This window comes from Pseudoalteromonas sp. K222D (genome assembly GCF_017653575.1).
Lineage (GTDB): Bacteria > Pseudomonadota > Gammaproteobacteria > Enterobacterales > Alteromonadaceae > Pseudoalteromonas > Pseudoalteromonas nigrifaciens.
Genome location: NZ_JAGGDL010000005.1, coordinates 1 through 22,587, shown reverse-complemented (window position 1 = coordinate 22,587; position 22,587 = coordinate 1). Strand labels below are relative to the sequence as shown.

General features: G+C 38.3%; 18 protein-coding genes and 1 pseudogene. 6 read left to right on the top strand and 13 right to left on the bottom strand.

What is annotated here, in order from left to right:
- Nucleotides 1-50 precede the first annotated feature (50 nt).
- The 7 genes from J5X91_RS04340 to J5X91_RS04310 form a co-directional block, all read right to left on the bottom strand.
- On the bottom strand, nucleotides 51-506 hold the full coding sequence (locus J5X91_RS04340; RefSeq protein ID WP_208834129.1) for a hypothetical protein: 456 nt from the start codon (nucleotides 504-506) through the stop codon (nucleotides 51-53).
- Nucleotides 507-518: 12 nt separating this feature from the next.
- Nucleotides 519-797, bottom strand: a complete 279-nt coding sequence (locus J5X91_RS04335) for an EF-hand domain-containing protein (RefSeq protein WP_011328851.1) — start codon at nucleotides 795-797, stop codon at nucleotides 519-521.
- 209 nt (nucleotides 798-1,006) lie between these two features.
- Nucleotides 1,007-1,687, bottom strand: coding sequence for a response regulator (locus J5X91_RS04330; protein ID WP_011328852.1), 681 nt, complete (start codon nucleotides 1,685-1,687; stop codon nucleotides 1,007-1,009).
- 8 nt (nucleotides 1,688-1,695) lie between these two features.
- A complete protein-coding gene (locus tag J5X91_RS04325; protein ID WP_192532115.1) occupies nucleotides 1,696-3,147 on the bottom strand; it encodes an ATP-binding protein in 1,452 nt (483 codons plus the stop codon).
- Entirely contained in the window at nucleotides 3,147-3,677 is a 531-nt protein-coding gene (locus J5X91_RS04320) for a hypothetical protein (protein WP_011328854.1), read from the bottom strand. The genes J5X91_RS04325 and J5X91_RS04320 overlap by 1 nt, the downstream gene beginning before the upstream one ends.
- A 9-nt stretch (nucleotides 3,678-3,686) precedes the next feature.
- Entirely contained in the window at nucleotides 3,687-5,339 is a 1,653-nt protein-coding gene (locus J5X91_RS04315) for a YHYH protein (protein ID WP_080516817.1), read from the bottom strand.
- Nucleotides 5,340-5,372: 33 nt separating this feature from the next.
- Nucleotides 5,373-5,981: a flavin reductase family protein gene (locus J5X91_RS04310; RefSeq protein ID WP_208834128.1), complete on the bottom strand. Its 609-nt coding sequence runs from the start codon at nucleotides 5,979-5,981 to the stop codon at nucleotides 5,373-5,375.
- A gap of 120 nt (nucleotides 5,982-6,101) precedes the next feature.
- Between J5X91_RS04310 and J5X91_RS04305 the strand changes: the two are divergent.
- The 4 genes and pseudogenes from J5X91_RS04305 to J5X91_RS04285 form a co-directional block, all read left to right on the top strand.
- Nucleotides 6,102-7,214: pseudogene (locus J5X91_RS04305) on the top strand (FAD-binding domain-containing protein); the annotation flags it as partial.
- A gap of 195 nt (nucleotides 7,215-7,409) precedes the next feature.
- Entirely contained in the window at nucleotides 7,410-8,063 is a 654-nt protein-coding gene (locus J5X91_RS04300; protein WP_208834164.1) for a deoxyribodipyrimidine photo-lyase, read from the top strand.
- A gap of 625 nt (nucleotides 8,064-8,688) precedes the next feature.
- Nucleotides 8,689-8,829, top strand: a complete 141-nt coding sequence (locus tag J5X91_RS04290; protein ID WP_208834126.1) for a hypothetical protein — start codon at nucleotides 8,689-8,691, stop codon at nucleotides 8,827-8,829.
- A 112-nt stretch (nucleotides 8,830-8,941) separates the two neighbouring features.
- Nucleotides 8,942-9,178 carry a hypothetical protein gene (locus J5X91_RS04285; RefSeq protein ID WP_208834125.1) on the top strand — a complete coding sequence of 79 codons (237 nt, stop codon included), beginning with the start codon at nucleotides 8,942-8,944 and terminating at the stop codon, nucleotides 9,176-9,178.
- A gap of 675 nt (nucleotides 9,179-9,853) precedes the next feature.
- Here the strand turns inward: J5X91_RS04285 and J5X91_RS04280 are convergent.
- From J5X91_RS04280 to J5X91_RS04255, 6 genes are all read right to left on the bottom strand, one after another.
- A complete protein-coding gene (locus J5X91_RS04280) occupies nucleotides 9,854-10,804 on the bottom strand; it encodes an Abi family protein (RefSeq protein WP_208834124.1) in 951 nt (316 codons plus the stop codon).
- Between the two features lie 504 nt (nucleotides 10,805-11,308).
- Complete coding sequence (gene avs1c / locus J5X91_RS04275) at nucleotides 11,309-11,566, bottom strand: AVAST type 1 anti-phage system protein Avs1c (RefSeq protein WP_208834123.1); 258 nt, start codon at nucleotides 11,564-11,566, stop codon at nucleotides 11,309-11,311.
- 13 nt (nucleotides 11,567-11,579) lie between these two features.
- Entirely contained in the window at nucleotides 11,580-17,327 is a 5,748-nt protein-coding gene (gene avs1b, locus J5X91_RS04270; protein ID WP_208834122.1) for an AVAST type 1 anti-phage system protease Avs1b, read from the bottom strand.
- Between the two features lie 2 nt (nucleotides 17,328-17,329).
- The gene (gene avs1a, locus J5X91_RS04265) at nucleotides 17,330-18,508 is read right to left on the bottom strand and encodes an AVAST type 1 anti-phage system MBL fold metallo-hydrolase Avs1a (protein WP_208834121.1); all 1,179 of its coding nucleotides are present in this window, start codon (nucleotides 18,506-18,508) and stop codon (nucleotides 17,330-17,332) included.
- Between the two features lie 634 nt (nucleotides 18,509-19,142).
- Entirely contained in the window at nucleotides 19,143-19,583 is a 441-nt protein-coding gene (locus J5X91_RS04260; RefSeq protein ID WP_208834120.1) for an antitoxin Xre/MbcA/ParS toxin-binding domain-containing protein, read from the bottom strand.
- A gap of 287 nt (nucleotides 19,584-19,870) precedes the next feature.
- Entirely contained in the window at nucleotides 19,871-20,107 is a 237-nt protein-coding gene (locus J5X91_RS04255; protein ID WP_004588153.1) for a helix-turn-helix transcriptional regulator, read from the bottom strand.
- A 100-nt stretch (nucleotides 20,108-20,207) separates the two neighbouring features.
- On the opposite strand from J5X91_RS04255, the gene J5X91_RS04250 reads away from it, so the two are divergent.
- Together J5X91_RS04250 and J5X91_RS04245 are read left to right on the top strand one after the other, a co-directional pair.
- Nucleotides 20,208-20,732, top strand: coding sequence for a hypothetical protein (locus tag J5X91_RS04250; protein WP_208834119.1), 525 nt, complete (start codon nucleotides 20,208-20,210; stop codon nucleotides 20,730-20,732).
- Nucleotides 20,729-22,162 (top strand): DEAD/DEAH box helicase family protein, encoded by a 1,434-nt coding sequence (locus tag J5X91_RS04245; RefSeq protein ID WP_208834118.1) that lies wholly within the window; start codon nucleotides 20,729-20,731, stop codon nucleotides 22,160-22,162. Before J5X91_RS04250 ends, J5X91_RS04245 begins: the two co-directional genes overlap by 4 nt.
- Nucleotides 22,163-22,587 lie beyond the last annotated feature (425 nt).

The window sequence follows — 22,587 nt, the reverse complement described above, 5'->3', positions numbered from 1 at the left end:
AATCAGCTGTAATAGCTGATTTTTTAGTTTAGGTGTTGCCTTATTTATAATTACGCTTTAACACTCAGTATCGAATCACCTTGTGATAAAGCAAACTTTTCTTGAACCGCCGATAAAATAGAACTTTTATCTTCGTCATTTAACTGGCTTGAATACTGCGCTAACAACTCATCTAAATAACTAACTACATCTTTAGTATTTACTTGCTCAATTGAATTTTTAGGCGGTGGTGGCGGGCGCTGACCTTCAGGTCGAGCATCATCACCTATGCTTTTAGCGTCAAACTCCAACTCGTCCATTAGCTCAGCCAACTCTTTTGTTGGCGCTATACCTTGCTCTTTAAGTGCAGCTTGAATACTTAGCGCGTTTTCTGCCGTTAAATTTTCGGCATCGAATTCAGCGAGTGTTTGTTTTACAAAGTCACTTTGTGCTGTTGTTAACTTTGCGGTTTGGCTACTTTGTTGCAGCACCAGGCTTGCAGAATTACTGCTAATATTATTAATCATTACAGTATCCTTTCAACGCTTACGACGAGGTGGTTTATGATCATTTACTTCTTGCTCACTAATTTCGCCATTACCATCTGAATCTATTTCGTCAAAAATTGTTTGTGCGTCTTCGCCGTGTGGTGGTTTTTTAGCGCTAAACTCTGCATAGCTAATTACGCCATCGCCATTGGTATCCATGCTTGAAAAATCAGGTTTAGGTGGTTTGCTATCGCTGCCTCTTGCTGCAACATTTACTGAAAAAGCAACCGACAATAGTGTAATAATTGTAAGTGATGATAAGTGTTTCATGCTCGTAACCTTTTGTTTAATTAATAACAAAAGATTACGCTGTAAAAATGCAAATAATGTGCAAATAATGAGGAAGTCAAAATAATGTATATCGCTAATGCATAAATTTAAAATGATAGCAAAATGCTAATGCGAGTAAAAAGCTAAAGTGGTTATTAATTACTTACGTTAACGCATCGTATTATGCTAATTAATCAAACATTTTGTTGTTAATTACACTGCTGTGGATTTACAAAGCGATAACCAACACCATAAACCGATTGAATAACGCTGTCGGTTTTGGTTAATTCGTCCAGCTTTTTACGCAATTTTTTTATATGACTATCAATAGTACGCTGGCTCACAATACGTTGATCGGCGTACATAGTATCCATTAAGCTATCGCGCGAATAAATACGGTTAGGGTTGTTAAACAAGGGCTTAAATAACTGAAACTCAACATTGGTAAGCTCAATACTTACTGCTTTGTATTTTACACTGTAGGTGCTTTCATCAAGTTGCATAACATTGGTTTTTGGCTCAACGTTATTCAAGCGCCTTAAAATAGCTTTAACACGCGCCACCAGCTCCGCATAACTAAAAGGCTTACAAATATAATCATCGGCTCCTAATTCAAGCCCAAGTAATCGGTCAATCTCCTCTACCTTTGCCGACACCATAATGATAGGCACATTAGAGAACTGCCTAATTGCTTTACACAATTCAATTCCGCTTTGACCAGGTAGCATTATGTCGAGCAAAATCACACTAGGCTTGTTAATTTCAAGCCAAGGTAGTACTTCATTACCATGATGTATTTGATGCGTTATGTAATGATGGCTTGTTAAAAAATCGCTTATTAAGTTAGCCAGCTTAACCTCATCTTCTACAATCAGTATTTGCTCTTGCATAGTGTCCTCTAAGCTTTAAATAAGGGTAATTTAATAATGATAGCAAGACCGCCTAAACTAGATTTTTCAGCTTTAATCTCGCCTTTATGACCTTTAACTATGTGCTGACAAATAGATAACCCTAAACCCGAACCGCCCTCTTGGCGATTTCGCGAACTATCTACTCGGTATAAATACTCAAATAAGTGCGATAAATGCGATGGCTCAACCCCCACGCCATTATCTTCAATAATAAGCTGTAAATACATTTGCCCTTTAATACTTATATTACTCGCCGTTAATGAAATAGTAGAGCATTGTGCGTAATGCACTGCGTTCATTAAAATATTATCGAATAACTGTAAAAGGCGTGTTTTATCTGCTTGAACGGTTATATTTTTTGCAGCATTTAATAGGTAAAGCTTTATATTATGTTGCTCAAGTATAACCAGATATTTTTGCTCAATAGTATTTAATAACAATGCCATATCAGTAGCTTGCATAGTGTAATGCATGCCCCCTAACTCTGCGCTATTGAGCATATGCAAATCGTCTATTAAGCGCTTTAAATGCAGGGCTTCGTCGTTGGCCGAGTTTATATTTTTTGCATTTGGCTCGCGTATGCCAAGTAGCATAGCTTCAAGCTCACCAAGCAAAATGCTCATTGGCGTTCTAAGCTCATGAGAAATATTGGCAAGCCAGCGTTTACGTACTTGCTCGTCTTTGGCGAGCGTAAATGCTAGCGTATTAAAATCCTCGCTTAACTGCCCTAGTTCGTCTTTTCGATCTAGGGTCAGCTTAGTCTCGTAATTGCCTTGCGTTAAGCGGTGCATACCGTTAGCTATTTGTTTTACTGGGCTAACTAAATGCCGAGATAATAAAAAGGTAACCAGTAATGTAAGCAGTACCGCCGCTAAAGCAATAAACCATAAGTAGTTTGTTTGCTGCTGTAAAAAATCAAGTTCGTAGCCATCAACTAAGCTATCTCTTTTGGATACAGCTAAATAACCAACCGCTTTATTATTCACTGTAATGGCTGTAGTCATATAGTTTAAATTACTTAAATACCTGCCCACTATTCGCTGTTTATTTTCGTCAAGCAAAGCATAATGAGCAATATTTTCAGGAGGTGGTCGGCGCGCGCCTAAAACAATATGCTCGGATGGTGGTGGCCGGCGCATCATTCGCCCTCTTGGATCAGGGCTTTTTGGTAACTTAGATAAAAACTGGCTGTTTTCTAGTTGCGATTCTATAAGCATTCTAAAGTTTTTGTCGCCGCCAATAACTAACTCCCACGAGGGCGTTTTTTGATACTGCTTTGCAAGTTGTAGCGTAAGTGGTTCTAATGCTTTTATCTCTTTTGCATTAACAAAATCAATAACGCCTTGCCCTATACTCCACTGTATAAGTATTACCATCCCTGCAATAACACTAAAGGTAAAACTAAATAGTATTAAAAAAAGTTTATTATGAATTTTCATTAATGCGTATTTTTAACCTTGCTAGGAAAGCTTTCAAATCGGTATGTTATAAACTCTTTGGTTTGATCATTAACATACAACGTAGCAACTATTTTTTTGCCCTGAGCGGTCCAATACATGTGACCATGATTATTTAAAGTAACCGATACGGTATTTATACCACTTTTAAATAAGTTAGCAGGTAAATGCAATGCATGTCCGTAAATTCGCTGTATTTTAACGCCATTAATATATAAATGAGCGTGGCCTTGTAAAAAACCGGTATTTTCGTTTGTTGTCGCGCTCATCATTTGTTGCATGTTCATGGCGCCCTCAGGAGGCACTGATAAATCATAACGCTGTGTATCTAGAATTAAGTTATAACCCGACATACTATCTTTTAATAACTTAAGGCTCAGTGCCGGTGTGGGTGCAGCGTTTGGTACTGCAATAGGCATATGGCTATGATCCATCATTTCCTGCTGCGCAAAGAGCTTAAAGCTCAATAGCACAGCAGTAGTTAGGATCAATGCGTATTTAAAATAACGCATAGTTACTCCTTACCTTCTTGGTGGTGGACCCATTGTTTCGCCCGTATCACAGCGACCAATTGAATTATCAGCTAATTGACCTTTAAAACGTGGCCCAATTTGATAAGGGAACGAAGGCTGTAATTTACCATCGCTGTCTAACGAAAGTGTTATGTGGTAGTGATAACCTTTACCATCGTTGGTATCGTGGCCGTTATGCTCATCAAGTTGTGCACCTGCTACTGTTTTTTGGGCGTAGTAATAATCTTCAAAATAATAACCGTCGTCGGCATTTAATGTATTACCTGAAAGTGTTGTTACTTCTGCGCCAATAGCTGGGCCTGTATCGCTTATTTGTGTACCTTGGCTAATATCGTATTGATTGACTAAAGTACAGCTTCGCTCACCTTGCGTACCACAACCGCCCTCGCTTGTTGATGCACCATAATCGCGCATTTCCCAACCGCTTAATGCAAGTTGCCCGTTACTTTCATAAGGGCCATAAAGTGGGTAGCCATCAGCTGCAAAACCATAAATTGGTGAATGTGCATCGCCATCATCTTCAAGTAAATCAGCTAAGCAGCTCGTGTAAAAATGATGATGATATTCTCCGTTAGCAGCGTGTCCGCCACATACATCCACATCGTATTGTTCGGCAATTGGCGCTAACGTATACCAAACATTATTACCGTAGCTCATACCATCGCCCCAATTAAATATGCTGGTGCCATTAACCATTAAACCAACTGTACCTAGGCCAGTTTCACAGGTTTCGGTGTCAGGTAAATCGGTGGGTGTTATTGGAAAGTACGCTTCTACAGCTTGTTCAGTCGGACAACCAGGTCCTGGAGGCCAATAGCCTGCACCGCCTGTATCATTACAATTTTCAGTGCTGCTGTTATAACCTATGTCTTCACCAAAAGAGATTGTTTGCCCTACTGCTGCTGAGGTTACACCGTTATAAAAATCGGTGGCTGCACGTGGGCGGTTATTTAGCGCGTCTACTTGCTCTTGTGTAAGCGTTACGTCATATTTTGGAATATCTGTGGTTTGCACGTACATGTATTCAACGTCAGCATCATCTTGTGCAACGCTAACAACTTCAACTGATTGCACATCTTCAACCACTGCACCATTATTTTGTATATAAGTAGAAGTTGTATCCTTGTTAATTAGCCAACTAGCAAGCTTTGCACTGGTATTGCTAGTATAATCTGATGATGCACGCACAGTAATTGTTACACTATCTATAACAACATCATTAGTGCCATCATCTGCACTGAGTTCAAATATCAGTGCTTCGTCGGTTAATACCTCAGGTGCTACAAACTCTGTTGACGTTGCAGTACTTAAAGATAAACTAACGATTGTGCCCGATGTTTGCGACCAGCTAACCGATACTTCACCATCATCTTCAACCGTAGCGTTTAAATAAACGGTATCACCCGCATTAACTATTTGATCAATACCCGCATTAACTGTTGGAGCTGCATTACTGACTATTTCGCCTTCAATAGTTGCACTTGTTGAATCGCTATTACATGCGCTTAAAGCGATGCAAAGTGCACTTAATGCGAATAACTTAGCTACATTCGAGGTTTTTGTTTTAGAGTGCGTTTTCAATGTTTGAACCTTTACATTAACGTTTAATAAAACAAAGTTAACAAGTAAAAGTGCAAACAATGTGCACAAACTAAGGAAGAATCTACATTATAATTACAATTGTGGCCTTTTGAGCACAAATTTATCTTTGGTTGTACTAAAGTAATCGCCGCCCATTTTGCCCACTGCATTTAATAATTTGGGATCAATATAGCCATTACTCATCACGCTATCGTTTATACAAATACCCACTACATCCAATAACATCATTTTTCCGCCGCCAGGCTCATTGGAAATGCTAATAACCTCGCGTAACTTACATTCAAACCGTACTTTTGAACCGGCAACACTTGGCGCGTTAACTAACAGACTTGGAGCTTGGGCGATGTTAGCTGCATCAAATTCACTTATATCACTAGGATAATTTGCACAACTTTGATTCATTTTTTCAACTAGCTCTTGGCTAACTATATTAACCACACATTCTTTAGTTGCCATTAAATTACTGAGCGTATCTTTATTCGTTTTATCACTTGGGTTTACTTGCGTAACGCTTAAAACAGGTGGTTTGCAGCTAGCCACAGTAAAAAATGAATAAGGCGCAATATTCGCAATACCTTCACTATTTAATGTGCTTATCCATGCAATTGGTCTAGGGCTTATTGCGCCTACTAAGTAGGAGTAAACATTTTGACTGGTGTTTTCGGTTAGATCTAAAAACATACTTTTCCCTTTAATACATTAAAACTAAATCTTAATTCAAAGTAGTTACGTATAGGCTTGGCTGACTTAGCTAAATAACAAACTAATTTTTATCTCCATTTAAAGCAATAAACAAATTATATGAAAATAAACATAGTGTGGTTTAAACGCGATTTACGTCTTAGCGATCATCAACCATTAAAAAATGCATTTAGTAACGGCTTACCTACCCTATTACTTTATAACTTTGAGCCATTAATGCTTGAAGATGCACACTACAATGAGCGGCATTGGCGCTTTGTATATCAATCAATAGTTGAGTTAAATAATCAACTGACACGCTTTAATGCCTGCGTTTATATATTTAATTTAAACATGGGTGACTTACTTGAATCGTTAAAGACGCAGTTTGAAATAGTTAATATTTTTAGCCATCAAGAAATAGGTTTAAACAATACCTTTGAGCGCGATAAAGCCATTAAAGTGTGGTGCCAACATAACCACATTAATTGGCAGGAGTCGCAAACAGGCGCAGTAATTCGCGGCAAAAAAAATCGTAATAATTGGAACGAGCGCTGGCAGCAAACAATGCAAGCACCTATCGCGGTTCCTAATTGGAAAAGTATAAAAACAATTACCCTCAATAATTACCAAGCACCTGAATTACCAAGCGCTTACACCCAAAATCACGACAGTTTTCAACAAGGCGGCCCGCTGCAAGCACGCACTGTATTACAGAGCTTTTTTGCCGAACGTGGTAAAGGTTATCAAAAAGGAATATCAAGCCCAAGTTTAAGCCAAGTACATTGCTCTCGGCTTTCGCCGTATTTAGCCTGGGGGAACATTAGCCTTAGGCAAGTGTACCAAATGGCCTTTGACGAATATTATTCAAAACATCCTGATAAAAGAGGCTGGAAGCGCCCACTTGCTGCGTTTGTATCGCGCTTGCATTGACACTGCCACTTTATGCAAAAGTTTGAAAGCGAATGCTCTATGGAGTTTTTAGCACTTAATCCGGGTTATCACGTATTTCCGTATCGTGATGACGAACATGTAAAAAGCGATATTGAACGCTGGGCGCAAGGTCAAACAGGTATTCCAATTATTGACGCTTGCATGCGCTGTTTAAAAGCCACAGGTTATATAAACTTTAGAATGCGCGCCATGCTTGTAAGCTTTGTAACACATCATTTAAATATAAGCTGGCAGCAAGCAAGCTTTCCTCTTGCTAATTACTTTTTAGATTTTGAACCAGTAAAAGGAATATGTAAAATAAGAACAGGATACTTTTGGAGCGCTTATATCATAAGGGCTAGAGTTAAAATAAGTATCCTGACGAAGAATGATAAAATTTCCTTACAGGATACTATGAAAAACGAATTTTTCGGTCATTCTGAAACCTATAGACTCGGTTAGGATTTAGAACAGGATACTAATTGTCATCGATGAATAAAGGTTGCTATATGGTGGGTCAAGAGAGATTTTAGACTTAATGACAATGCCGCTCTATTTAATGCTTTAGAGTCGAATGGCATTGTTATACCGATGTACCTTTTTGAACCGCTATTAATGAATGGACCTGATTGGGGTAGTTTTCATGCTGAAGCAATAAGTGGTGGCGCTATGTCACTAAGTAAAAACCTCACTCACTTCAATAGTAAACTTTTAACTTTTGGCTCCTCTCCAATTGACGCTGTAGAGCAAATCCGCCAGAGAGTAAATTTAAGTGGGTTTGAAGTTAAAGAGGTTTTTTCGCATGAAGAAACGGCTCTTACACACACATATGAGAGAGATAATGAGTTTAAAAACTGGTGTCAAAACAATAGTATTCAATGGCATGAATTTACAAATAACGGTGTTATTAGGGGACCTATAGATAGAAATCATTGGGAAAAACGTTTTGTAAAATACATGATGCAAGAACGACCAAAATTTCACAAAGATAAACTTTCTGCCAGTTTTCCTGAAAAACTAAAAAATATATTTCAAGATAAGTTTTATGATAATTCTGAAACTCACAGACCCTCTATTTCCGCATCAGAATACATGAACGTAAGCGAACGGTCAGGAAACCTAATACTTAAGGATTTTTTAAATAATTGAGGTCAAAAATACAGGGGTTGCATTAGTAGTATGAATAGAGCAACTGAAGCTTGATCTAGGCTATCTGCACAAATTGCGTGGGGCTCGTTGTCTTTAAGAACAGTCTTGCAGGAGTGTGATAAAAGAATTGAAGGAATTAATACCAAAGATCCCATCACATCAAAACATTGGAGGTTTAGTTTAGTAAATTTCAGATCTAGGCTTTTTTGGCATTCACATTTTGTTCAGAAGCTCGAAAATCAAGTTGATATGGAGTTCAATGCTGTAAATAAAGCATTTAGAAGTGGCTTGCCGTGCATCTATGCGGAAATCGACAATTGCGAGCACAATAAACGTTTAGAAGCATGATTACATGGGGAAACAGGGTTCCCAGCTATCGATGCAGCCATGCGTTATTATCAAAGATATGGATGGCTTAATTTTCGATCTAGAGCAATTATTACTAGCTTTGCATGTAATGCGCTTAGGTTGCCATGGCAAACGGTCCTATACGAACTGTCGGAAGACAATAATGTTTGAAACTTTTTTGCCTTCCCAGTCCGTTCCTTTCGTGTCAATAGAAGGTATGTATGACAATAAAGATCAAAACTTAGATTCAATCAACGTGCCTATCCAAAGAAAAATTGTGACAACAAAGATTAAAACTCACTTTTGGACAAAAACGCTTCTGAGTGCCTCAGGGCGTGAAGCCGACGGTGGTAACCTACATCATGCACGATTAAAACATGGCTCTGCTCCCTCTAACTTTAGTCTTTGTTATCAGTGAATGATTGGGCTAGTGAGGGGTTCATAAGGATTAGGTTGGCAGGTCGCGATGTATAGAATACTAACGTAAATGCATGATATGATTTCATTTCATTATAAAAGGGAGATAAAATATGAATATGCATGACATTTCTGTAGTTGCTGAAACTAATGACTGCAATGAAGCTAATGAGTTTTTAAAATTAGGATGGAAACTTCTACAAACTTCGAGCGGTTATTTTTTTGAAGAAGATATAGAATTTAGAAAAGTTCAACAAAAATGCTACACTTTATACAGTCTAGGCTGGGTAAATAGTTCGGCAGAAGCTGAATATCCAGAATCTTATCTTAGACTCACAGGCCCATTTTAGGGTAAGAAGAGGTTGTTCATGTTTTTCACATGAATAAAATTCTAAATTTTATAAATCACCTTCGGGTGGTTTTCTCTGTCTGTTATTTACCTTGGTTTCACCCTGCTTGCAGTTAAACCCTAACCTACACGCTTTATGTAGTAAAATAATACATTCATACAAACAGAAAAATATAGGGAACTACTAAAGCTGTAGCCAGTTTTCAATACCTAGTAAGCAATGCCAAAAAATCATTTTAAAAGGATCTTGCCGTGAGCAAGCTGAGCTTTGCCAAATTACTAAAAGCGTTTCCTTAACACTAATGTCGATAAGATGCTTAAGTTAAGGGCCAACCAAAGGTTATAAAACATTTTCCCATGTCACTGTACTATGTCAGCTACCAAATCAATTTACAAATGAGACTACTTTTTCTATAAAGTTATTCTCTTTCTCCGAACTTTGACCTTACTCCAATGCTGTTTGCATGCGACCTTTAATGTAGTCCAAAACCACCAACATCATTAAGACAACCGAAAACTAAACAAATACAGGAAGATTCAAGCCTTCAGCGATAACCGTTAACCTAAACTCCTTTGAAACTTAACGCCGCATTTAGCCTTGGAATAACATGGGCTATCCTAGAGTGAAGCGAAACCTGCGAACGTTATAGAATCACCCTTTAACGATTTGTTATTATTATTTAGCCCAGATATCATCTTTGTGCCAATCACGAGGGAAGCCAGCTGAATGACATTTTAATTGAGCTGCAGGGTACTTAATGAAAAGACTTTGTAAAGTTCTTTTTATGTCAAACCCCATATCCAAACGGTCATCAATTAGTTTTAACAACACACAGAATAAATAGATCTTATTATTATTTGTAGGTAAGTATTTAGGATCTAACTTATTTAAAACCCCGCCAGCCTGTCGATGATTGGCATTCCATACCCTAGAATGATGGGCACAGCGGTTTCTCACATCTCTAATCGCTGTAATCCAATTATTAAGCTCTTTGTAATTTCGAGCTCCGAAGTCATGAGCAAGTGTATTTAGTTCATTTGTATTCTGAGCCCCTTGAAAAATAGACTTTTCTAAAGATGAATAAACAGTTCTAACTTGCCCAAAGGTAGCTAGTTCTGTTAGAACCCAAAACGGTGGTAACTGCTTAAAGTTAGCATTTACCTCATTGTAATAATTGTCTTTAAAGTGTTTAGAGAAGTCATCTTGAGATTGCTGAAAGTAGGATGCTAAGCTTGCTCTGACACCATCCATAGAGTAAATTTTATTCTTAAGGAAAAGCTCGTTTTCTAGATACCAATATGGGTTATTTGAATGAGAAGCTACAACTTGATCTAGCTTTGAACGTAACTTAATCTCAATTCTACAAATCATAGTAAAGATAAAATTGCGCAGCTCTTCATCAAATCGATATAACTCAACTCCTTGCTCGAAAGCTGAATGAGGGACATATGAAGACAAGGTTGCATCTAGGAATGGCCAGAGGTAGATTTTAAAACGGTAATAATTTACATTTTCTAAGAATTTTTGGGCACTTTGCTCGTCACCAACAGTTAAACCTTTCGTTTTCATATAGAAGACTAGATCTTCTGGGGACTGGTATTCTTTATCATAAACACGGTAAGCCACAAAATTTCCTTTTTTATAGACATAAAAAAACCCACTGACTTCCAATTAAGGAGTAGCGGGCGTTGTTATATATAATCTTAGGCTGTGTTCGTATTGTTGTCAAGAAATATGATTAAGATCATATTGCAATTTATCGAACACAATCCTGGGGGCTCATAACACCCCAAAACGGCGTTTAATAATGCTATCAGACAAAATTAGCCTCCGACTCAAAGAAGTAGGAATAAATTTAACGTTTCAATGACCGCTACTCGCTCTTTGCCGAAGTTCGGCTTAGTGCTATCAGTCGTAACTCGTTTCTGCCCCTATTCGAGTTAGGGTAAGTACTCATGCTTGCAAAATTCATGAATGCTTACCCTAACAGAAGTTATCCGAGCTCTGCACAATATCTAGACATTATATTTCATTGGTCAGCTTTCTGAGCTTTCGGTACGCGTAAGCATTATGTTGTGGTCCGTTATAACTGACCGCGACAGTTTATTGATGATATTCAGTGCTAATCTATTATTCAACAGGATCAATATTGTCGGTTAGCTTGAAATTTCGCATATGATACATCATGTTTGCGTTAAGGCGAGCTTGTTCATTAACACTTAGAAAATCAATCCGTCCATTTGGGAGCTTTCTTACTTTGAGTATTCCTTCCATAGATACATTAGCATTCACATACAACTTACCTTGTTTAATAAAATTATGCATATAGTGAAATCGAAGTTCGAAATCAGACCTAGTCTCTGGTGTATCATATGTTCCAAAATTCATGATCCCTCCAATATTATCCGAAAGAAATTAGTCTAACAGGCTCTAGATCCAACTCAAATACCCAAATCAAACTGAATCCATGTGGTAGTCTGAGAGCGTTCGAGTCAATCGATAAGAAGCATCCCTCATGGATCGGAGCTCCTTCATATTTTTCTTTTAGTCGTCCTGACTTCCACCAACCTCGCTTCAAATTGGAATTGCTTGCCCCAGTTATCCTCATAAAGTGCGTGGTAGGTATTGCCGGTGTAAAACTACCAAAATACGCAGGAAAAGCTTCAACATTAGCACAAGTGTCAATCAAGCAAGTTTTATCTAGTGAAGGCTTATCTGTTGATAAGAACCGCCCAGAAGGCAGAGGAAGATTTTCTGGACTGTCAGTAAGGTACGCAGTCAGTCTAACTAGTCTCAGTTTGTCTTTGTGCCAAACTCTTTCACAGTAGTCTAAGTAAATACTATCACCATGTACCGGTGCTGGTTGTGTAGAGCGTATCCAATTTATAGCTTGGGATTCAAAATTTGTGATTCTTAAGTTATCTAAGCGAGTTGGATTATACTTTCTGAAAATGGCTTCGATATGTTTGTACTCCGGTTCCTTTGCAACCTTATGCAAGGCTACATTAAACGCATAGCTAACTTTATCAGACCAGCGGTTAGGGCATTCTGCATTTCCGTAATACCCTTCAGCCAACAACTGCTCTAATTCTAAGCTAGCTTCTAAAGATAGTGGAGAGCATGTTTCTTGAAGTATTGATTCTACTTGAGCCAGTACAGAAGAACTCAGCACACCCAGCTTCATCAACTTGGGCCAGTTAGATCGAACACATTCCGCCCATGTAGGTAACTCAACATCATCGGATGTGCTTTTATTAGTTTCACCATTGAAGCGAGCCGCCAATGTACCCAAAGCCTCCTCAGCAGACTTTGCCCCTTGCACTGCAGCTTGTCTAGTAATGCGCACTAAAACTGAATATCTACCGACATGTTTGCAGTTTTCTTGTATCGAATTAAAGTCAAGCTCTTGAGCCAGAGCTTCCCATACTTGTTGTGACATAGATGTTTGCTCAAGAGCACCACAAATTAAGTCGGGATGAGTGCCGCTGTTCATTGAAAAAGCTTTTGCCCCAAATAATTGAACAAAATTTGGGTAGCTCTTTGACAACCAAATCAGCATCTCTGATGCTTTTTCGCGTCTCAACCATGTAGGGTGTTCGACAACATGAAGAATTAGCTTAGCTAAGCAATCAGATAAACCATCGTCATTCTTTAGAAACGTATATGTATCAGCCTCTTCTAGACTTCCAACCATTAAGCTAGTATGTTCATTCGTTAGTTTTAAGAGCTGGGCTTGTTCGTCATAAGGGCAATGACTTGCTAACCATGTGATTAAACTTTCTGCGATTCTCCAGCTCTCTGTGTAACGTTTACCTACGATTAAAGGTGAAAGCAGCTTAACTAAATCAGAAACAGAGCTATCAGTTTGCAGCAGTAGTGATCTTCCTTCCTTAACAGCCGATGTAGACTCATTCCATATGGACCACCCACCATCTTGAATCGCATTCATTGCTGAGATGACTTCGTTTTTTGCTTCGGAATTATTCCTACGGCGAAGGTGTCTAGACGCATTAGATAAGGCTACGTTAGCCTCTTCAATAGAGTTAGAGCTGCCAAAAGTCCCTGGTAAGTGAATTGTATCGGAATCTTTTGTTTCTGCTTCTCTATTATCAGATTTTGAGCCTTCTCTTGATGGAGTTTTAGTCAAGTCTGTACCTAGCTGGGCGATGCTCTCCTGAAATCTAGCTGCGAAAACTTTTTTCACATGCTCATTTAGATTGGAGGCTAACGATGAAATGAACTCAGAACGGTCATTTAAACTATCAAATTCAGACTCACAAATAATCTCCACCCTATCAAGAGCTAGGTCTAGATAGGTATTATCATTTGCCAACTTGTTGATTAAAAGGCTATAGGCATGCGCAAACTTGTCTCTGTGGCGTGAATCGCCAAATTGGAAGCACTCCAACAGAACCCAACATAGCTGCCAATCAGCCTTAGGAATCAGAGGGGTAATGAGAGATAGAATTGAGTCTTGTTCATCCAGAGCTGCTCCTGGGAAACGAGTGCCTCTTAGCGTTGAAACTCTGTCTATATCTCCACGAGTAACTTCTTGATGCATTTGTTCAAGCGTTCCGTAGGTTTGGCGAATAAAGTAATCTACAGCGCTTTGAACGGAGCCTCTTTGACACAAAGCTCCAATGAAGTCTCGCTTAGCGTATCGAACAAAACGCTGGAAAGTCATCTCACCATCCGCGGCATCTAGAAGGCCTGCTATTTGACATATGACTTCTGGTTCAACGATGTATTCTTTGTCAATAGACTCTAGTGCAGTAATACTTAAACCTAGCTGATCTTCCTTATACCAACTCGGTCCCATGGAGAATGATAAGACAAGTTGATAAGTTTTATTCGCTTGGTCCGAAGCATCTAACCTTGCATAGAGTGGAATTATACTTAACAGCTCCGGAACGAGCTCATATCTATTCTCTAGGTTAGATGTTACGTATTCTTTCCAACGATCCAGCAATAGAAATGCTTGATCCTCTACTTCCACGTCTAATGGCTTACTAACAACTGTTGTTAGAACTTGGTTTAGAATATTTCTAAAGCCTTCTGAGTAAATACCGCATTGGCAGTCAAATTGCTCCTCTATAAAATTCAATAAGTCACAAATTCTACTATGATATATCTCAGTAATTAATTTTGTAATTGATTGATATATATTTGGAACAATGCTCTCTGGCAAGCCATAGGCGTCTTCCCATTGAACACGCTGTGCGAGACTGAACCTTAAGTGGTTTAAAATATCTTGATTTAGAGTTTTCCAGACAGTTTCTAGCCCTATTGTATCGCCGATTTCTTTGAATCGCCTTGCAGCACCATCACACCAAGCGATGGCACTACATATTGAACTAAGCCCATTTAACCATGAACTTGAAGATAGGGGGATTAACTTGGGGCAGGTGAATTCAGGCTCAATAAACGCTTTTTGCTTCCATACTGCCATACAATTTTCTAATTCAGAATAATCAATAGTGACATTGTCATCTGCAATAAATGATATGGGTAAAAGTTCGTCATCAGCGGGCTCTCCTAGCGCCAAAACAATATTTTTAGGCGCACCAAGGGATAGATAGCAATCAACTACACTCGGATGTACTTTATTCTGTTCATTCCACGCATCTGAAACTAAAGTTTCTATATCAGAAAAAACCTGGTCAAGTAACTCCTGGTCATAATTTACTTCATATCTTTCGCATAGGCCCTGATATAACGGAACTAAAAATACGATTGGTTCTGCTATCTCACTTAAAGGTCCGGAGTAAAACTTTCGCAATTGAGAAATTGACATATAACTGCTAGTAAAGCACATCAATGCAGCTTGCACGTAGGTTATCATTTCACTTCGAATAAGTTTGCTTGCTTCCTTATCTCTTGCAGTTTTGTCGATAGCTTTCATCCAATAAAACTGGAAATTAGCAAGTAATAATCGCGAGTTATCATCCCCTGCGCGAATTTTTAGAAGGAATTGCTGGATTTGAAGGTTATAAATATCTAGAAACTCTCTATAAGAAAGTCCATCTTCGTTAGATACCTGTTCAAGAGCTTCTGTTAAGTACTTCTCTACTATACCTAACAACTCTAAAGCTTTCTCATGGCTGTTTGAGTCTACAAGCTTCAATGCAACGATAAGTGCCTCTTGTAACGGTATAATTAACTGTCCATATCGACTTACATGCTGCAAAGCTTCCTGTTCTTTCCCAATAGAGATCAAAGCACTCGCCATTAAATCAGCAGATTGAGCAAACAATGTGTCATACCGGAATTGAATTCTTTGGCAAAGTAAAAGGATGCGAACCGCTTCAACCAGGCTACCAAGCTCTGTTGCCGCTTTCAAAACATCTTTAAGATCTTCTAGGAGAGTATCAGGCTCGATGCCTTGATACACGCAATCGTCAATCCATTTTTGAGTACATAGAGCTACCACTTGTGCTTTGTCAGTGCCTTCAGCTTTAAGACCATGGTAGATCAAATTGAGCAAGCAGTATTTTTTTTGTATTTGCTTCTCACAGTGTTCAGCTAACCGCAACTGGAGATCCTGTTCTCGTAATACTGTCTTCTCAAGAAGAAAATCAGAAAAAGAAGAGTGATATATCGCTGTTTCAGTTGGGCTCAACAACAAGTGTTGTATTCTTCCAAGAGTGCCTAAAAGTATGGCCTGTTCATTTGGGTTCAAAATCTCTATAAAGTGACTGATAGGAATCCCCCAACGCAAACGAACTGCTATTGCTAGCAAGTTTACAGCGTCGTTATCCTCTTTCAGTTTTAGCCACAACAAGTCATAGTACTTTCGAATGCTGCCGTCGATTAATGGCAAATTTTTTAGTTCGTCATTACTAGTACCTGAGTTCACGAGATCGATTAAGTAACGAAGATATAGTGGATGCCCTTGCACTCGTTCGCAAATCAGACTTACAGTTGTTGAGTTAGAGTGCTCTGCAGTAAGAGCACTATAACAAAAACTTTGAACTGCACTATCACTGAGAGAGGGTATAGAGATGCATGATTCGCGGTTTAGCCTATTACCTAATCGAGTCGCAAACTGTTCATAGTTTGGTGCAGAAAGAACAATTACCACTCCTGATGGTAGTTTCATAGGTAATAGACCAATGAACTTAGTTAAGGTGTCAGCATCTTGTCGTTCGACTTCATCAAGTCCGTCAATAAATAATATCCCGGTTTTCCCATTAGAAGAGTAAGTTCCACTTAACTGTAACAATAGCTGCTCTGTTTTATTTATTAGCTCTGGGTAATCGAGCGTTTCTTTGCGTCCAGGAGTGCCTGTGATGAACATCGAAACTTGCATGTTTAGCCAGTTGAAAAACTCTTGAGGTTGAGCTAATCGAGTTGCATTTTTGGTGCTTTTTCTTGGAGTAAAGCTGTATGTTCCGAAGTGTTCTAAAGAAGGGAGTTCTGGTGAATAGGCCTCACAAAACGTTGATTTACCAATACCATGAGCCCCGTTAATGAAAATATAGCTACCGGTTTGTGCAGAGATAAAATCATCGAATTGTTCTGTGAATGCCTTCCTAGAGGCTAAGCGTTGACTTGTTGAATGTTTTTTATTCGTTTCAATAGCAATGCCAAAGCTGTTCAAAAAGTCACATAGCCTAGATATAGATATAACACCGATGGTTTTTTCTACAGAAACTCGAATAACACCAACGCAAACATCATTGCAAACTAGTGCCGCTCCAGACAAGCCTTGATAGTCGCTTAAAGATATCGGTTCATCTATGCTTATTTCTATATCTGAGCCTAACTTAAGGCTTTCGAAAGTTTGAACAATCGATCCTTCTAACCGATGTCCCATAGTCAGCTTGCTAGCAGGCCATCCATAGGAATAAAAGCGGTTTCCACCTAAAGGTAATAAGTCACTAAGCTTGATTGGAGAGATTTCACACACAGCTTCTAACTGTACTAAAGCAATGTCTAACTTTGCGTCATGTCCAATAACACGAGCTTTCAGTACTGAAGGGGAGGAACTAAAATTAAAAGTGACACTTACTTCTGAATCACTTTCAATTGCTTCGGCTACGCAATGGTAAGCAGTTAATACGATTTCCGATGTAATTAGTGAGCCTGTACCTGTCTCTTCACCACATTCAACCATACAAGTTGCCACTTTCATTTCAGTATCTAACATGATTATTCCTTGGTGATTTCTATCCAGTTAGTAGCGTCTTCTTCAACAATGAAAGTAGCGCCTGTAGTTGTTTGGAAATCTTTAATTTCTCTCGATTCTGGAGTCGAGTAGTTAAAATAGAGAGTCCTCGTAAAACTCGCTTCTCTGTCGACTATTGCCCAAAGAAGCTCAATATCAGGGTGGTTATGTTTACTTCCATTCGAGGAAATGAAATACATTGGAGCATCTACAGTGCTAAGTAGTTCTGGGCTAGTATTATAGTTGCTTCCGTGGTGAGATATTTTAATTGCATCAAACATCATGGACTCACCTTGTGACTTCATTTTAAGGAGTTCTTTCAAAACCTCCTCAGCCCACGCGTCTGCAAGCATTAATACTCGAAGACCATCGAGTTCGATAACAGTCGCAATAGAGCTTCCGTTAGTCGGTGAGTTGTCTGGTTTGTATGCGTCTTCGAGATTTTTCTTACGTCCTGCAGATATGAGTTTTTTTCCTCTAGCTTGCCCTTCACTGCTGTACTCAAAATTAAGTTCGAAAGCATCGTCGATTGCCTGGTTAGAACCTATAGAACCGACAAAGCCATAGCGTCTTAAATCCCGCTTCCATGACTTTATTAAGCCATCCAATCGTTCTTTTGATGGTGTTAGCACCTTTACTAAACCATCCTGAAATCGCTTGTGTTGCACATGATTGATACAAACGCTTTCACTTCCATCGCCGCCATTCCAAACATACCCTCCAGCATGAATCAAAGATGCTAATGTTGAGCCTTGACGTGCGCTTATTTCGTCGTAATTTGACGTTGCATTAAGCTCTTTGGGGTGACCTCGTCTATTAATTGCATTTATGACCTCACAATCTTGAGGTGATAATTCAGTTTCGTTCAATGATGTAAGACTTCGAAGGCTGTTGTGCCAGATACCTTCAACAGAAACAATATTGTTTGTTTCTGAATGGCTGTTTAATAGAAGAAAGCGAATGATACCTCCAATGTGATCAGCATCAATGTGGGTAACGATTACTAAATTTAAACATGCACCTCTACTTGCGATCTCTTCTAGATCTTGTCGTATGTATGAGTTGAAAGTTCTGGCATATCCAGCGTCTATAAGGATATTCGTCTTTTCTGAACTTATTAGAAAAGCATCCCCGTTCTCAGCGGGATACATCTTGATTCTCACGTTACATCCTTATCTTCATAGTTGCATATGGAAGTCTAACAAATAGCTAAGTAAATAGTTTTATATTTTCATTTTACGTGACTTAAAGATTTTCTTCTAACTAATTGTAAGGGCAATAAAAAAGCTTAATGGCTTACAGTGAACTTATTTTGTAGTGGCAAACAGAATTTAGGAAAGTATTAGGAGGTGTATATGTAGTGGTACGGTGAGTTTAGTCACTTTGTTAGATTTGAGCGATGACGATCTCTAGCCATTTGCATTACTAGACATTATCCGAATACAAATAGAAGCTCTGAACCTCTAAGTAACTTTTGTCCAAAAACGAGTTTAACCGACCGTCTGCTTCTCGCTCAAAGCCGCCTGTGTCTAAACCCGTACTTTTAAACTGAAAGATCGGATATGTGCTACTACAAATAAACCTTAATTTGACTTATGAAGGAGAATTTCATAGCTTTTATTAGAGAATTTGTCACCCAAAGAAAGTCACGCTACTTTAATAACAAATCATGCTTTTTGCAGATAAAGCCAACTTTCCGTGCTTATCTTTGTCAATAATTCAAACTGATAAGCTAAATTTCGAACAACACTATTTTCACCAATATGAAAGCTTTATTTATGGCAAAGGCCTTCAAGCTTATGTCGCAAAACCTTGCCCAAGACCACAAACAATCCGTTTAATTATCTCACGTCCACGTATGGTGTTTATAACTGAAAAAGGTTTATCGTTATTGAATTGGATATGTGGGGTCACTAACCAATCATTCCATCTATTTACGCTACCAAAATAAGAAACGCTAATCAATGAGAGTCTTGCTAACTCTAATATGGTCTGGCTTGTCGATAAGCCAAAAGGTTTACTGCTCTTTTGATGTCGCTGTATTGTCCTAACGCTTATTCCGGAGGCCTCTCCAAACAAAATTACATTCCACTCCAAGATTTCTCTAAATTGAGTCGCGTCACTAGGCATTACGCCAAAACTAATAACTTTTATTTCATCCAGTGGATTCGAGTTAGAAGTTATCTTTCGGCCTGTAACTATTTTCATAAAATCAATATCAGAATCAGCTTTATTCATATTGTATCTATTCATAGTAAATATGTTCAATCATTAAATAATACATAGGTAAAACGCCGGCGACACTAAACTTTAGCGATTATTTTAATTCACTAAGATATAAAGCTACTGTCTCTTATAGGTTTGTTCAAACATGTAAATTAAGCCCTTGTTAGCAAGTAAGTTTAAAGTGATTTGTTTTTACTAAAAACAACTCACTAGCTTATTTTTACTCCTGAGGGAATAGTGATTAATATACCCTAATCAATTAAAAAATTAATAATATATTAGTATCAAGTAGTTTTTGGTTAATCTAGGTCAATTTTATACTTTTGCCTTGCCGGCAGTATCTCTTCAAACTCGCAATTTAATGCGTTTACTAATTTATATAAGGTTTCGAGTTTAATATTAACATTTCCTCTTTCCATTTTTCCGTAATTACCGCGCTCTATACCGACATAGGCGGCAAAACCTTCTTGCGAATAGCCAGCTTCTTTGCGTTTTTCTCGTAGCTTTTCACCAAAATGTTTAACTAAATCACTCACCTGATTTTCCTCAAGGCAAAATGATTAGACTTTCATGTTGAGCGCTTAACCACCACGCCCTATAATACCCATTATTATAAGAAGTTTATTAGGATTTACTTTGAAATTTGACCCCCTCGTAGCTCAAATTATTGTTGCACCAAATTTTGATAACTTTACAACAAGTGATGTACGCTCAGCGTACCTAGCATTAAAAAGTGATTCTTCTTTAGTGCCTACAGCAGTTAGACGAAGTATATATGCCGAATTAATCAAGCTTGTTAAAAAAGGCTGGTTGAAAAAGGTGATATCAAATAAAAAAGGATTTACGCGATTCAATAAAACAGAGAGCTTTAACGTTGAGGTAATTACTCACTTAGCTAGTGCAATGCCTGTTACTACCCCTGAAAAAGCTGATAATAAACACGCACTGTTGCTTGGTAAGTTAAATCATTATAAAGCCGAGTTATTATTAAATATGGGGGAGTCTGAGGCATATAAAGAGCTTTATTTGGAGTCACCCGAACTAGTAGATGAACTACAGCCACAATACAACAAAGCTAGAGACAACAATACAAGAATACTTGGCAAAATTAGAGCGATTGAAAGCTTACTGAAGCAAAACGAAGTATTAGATAAAATATGAAACTAAGACTATGGCAAGCTGAATGTATTAATTTAGCGCTTACACAATACCAGAATGGCGATAGGCACTTTTTAGCCTTGGCAACTCCTGGGGCGGGTAAAACTTTAATGGCTTCGGAATTAGCTAACCAGTTATTAAAAAGCAATATGGTCGATTTGATTATTTGTTTTTCCCCGTCGTCTATTGTTTCTCAAGACTTTAAGGAAAGCTTACAGCTAAAAACGAATGAACGATTTGATGGGCTTATTGGCGCTAAAGGTAGAGCTTTAACCTATCAAAGCTTACAGTATTTAGATGTTCACTTTTGGCAGCTATTTGAACGATATCGTGTTTTGGTAATATTTGATGAAATTCATCATTGTGCTGGCTCTAGTATTGACAATGCTAATGCATGGGGTGAGCAGATAATACTTAACATTCAAAATAAAGCACAATGCACATTAGCCTTAACAGGCACCCCTTGGCGCTCTGACGCTGCTCCTATTGTTCTTTCATCTTATAAGCAGCCTAGCAAAAAAATCGCGTGTGACTACGTTTATGGGCTTTCAGAGGCTATTGGAGATAATGTTTGTCGGGTCCCACTAATAGTAGCTGTTGATAATAGCCGTATTACAGTTGTACATGACACTGAAACCAAAACATTTAACAGCTTTAAAGCGTTATTAGACAACTCCGGCGTTTCTTATCAAGAAATTATTGAAAATGAAGAGGTAATAAAATACATAATTTCTTCAGCTCAAAAAAAGCTTACTTCAATTAGATTGAAAAACCCTGATGCAGCGGGGTTAATTGTTGCGGCATCTGTTGAGCATGCCCATCAAATCTCTATGTTAATGCGAACTTACTTTGACGAGGATAGCGTTGTAGTGACCTACCGAGAGAGTGAACCTACAAGTATTATTCAGCAGTTTAGGCATGCGCACAGTAAGTGGATTATTTCTGTTGGTATGATTAGCGAAGGTACAAACATCCCTCGTTTGCAGGTTTGCTGCCACCTTACAAACATAAAAACAGAAATGCATTTTAGACAAATATTGGGCCGCATATTAAGAGCAACTAACTCTAAAAACCAAGAAGCTATAATGTATATGCCTGCCAAGCCTAAGCTTTTAGAATACGCGTATAGGGTTAATCAAGATGTTCCATTAGAAGCTGATGTAGTTAAGTTTGAAAAGATTGAAACTCCTGCTGGAAAAAACACCGTAGATACAAATTCAAGCGATATTACTTTTAATAAACAAAGTAAAAAACCTTCCAAAGCTCAGTTTGATTTTGATAACTTTGCTGACTTTTTTGAGCAGCCAGCTATGAGCAATAGACCTGAAGCGACAGAGGAACATTTTTTAACCAGTGCCTATGAGCGAATAATTAATATATCAGGTCGCTTTCAACAGGAGGCTATTGCTTTGGGGTTAAGTGAATTGAGGTAAATACGCTAGAATCTAATGCCTCAAGTAGAACCCTAAAGGTAACATTGGTTTAAGTTACACGAGGAAATATAACTTAAGGTGTTATTATGTATAGCTTCTCTTAAATTCATAAAAAATAAACTTTATAGAAATTTTAACCAATAGGAAGGGTAATCCCCCCGAAAAATTAACTATGCCACTACAATTTTAACATTAATTAGCCAAAATGAAAAATCTAGCTATAAAAGTCGATAAAAAAATAAGGAAAGCGAGATGCATATTCTCATGCATCGCGATCACCTAATACTATCTAAGCCGATCACCTAATACCATCCATCAAGATCACTCAATACCATCGATGCCGATCACTTTTCGGTCAAAATGGTATTGAGTGATCGGCTTGAATGGTATCGTTCAATTTGTACACGTTTTTGTCTAGCCAGTAG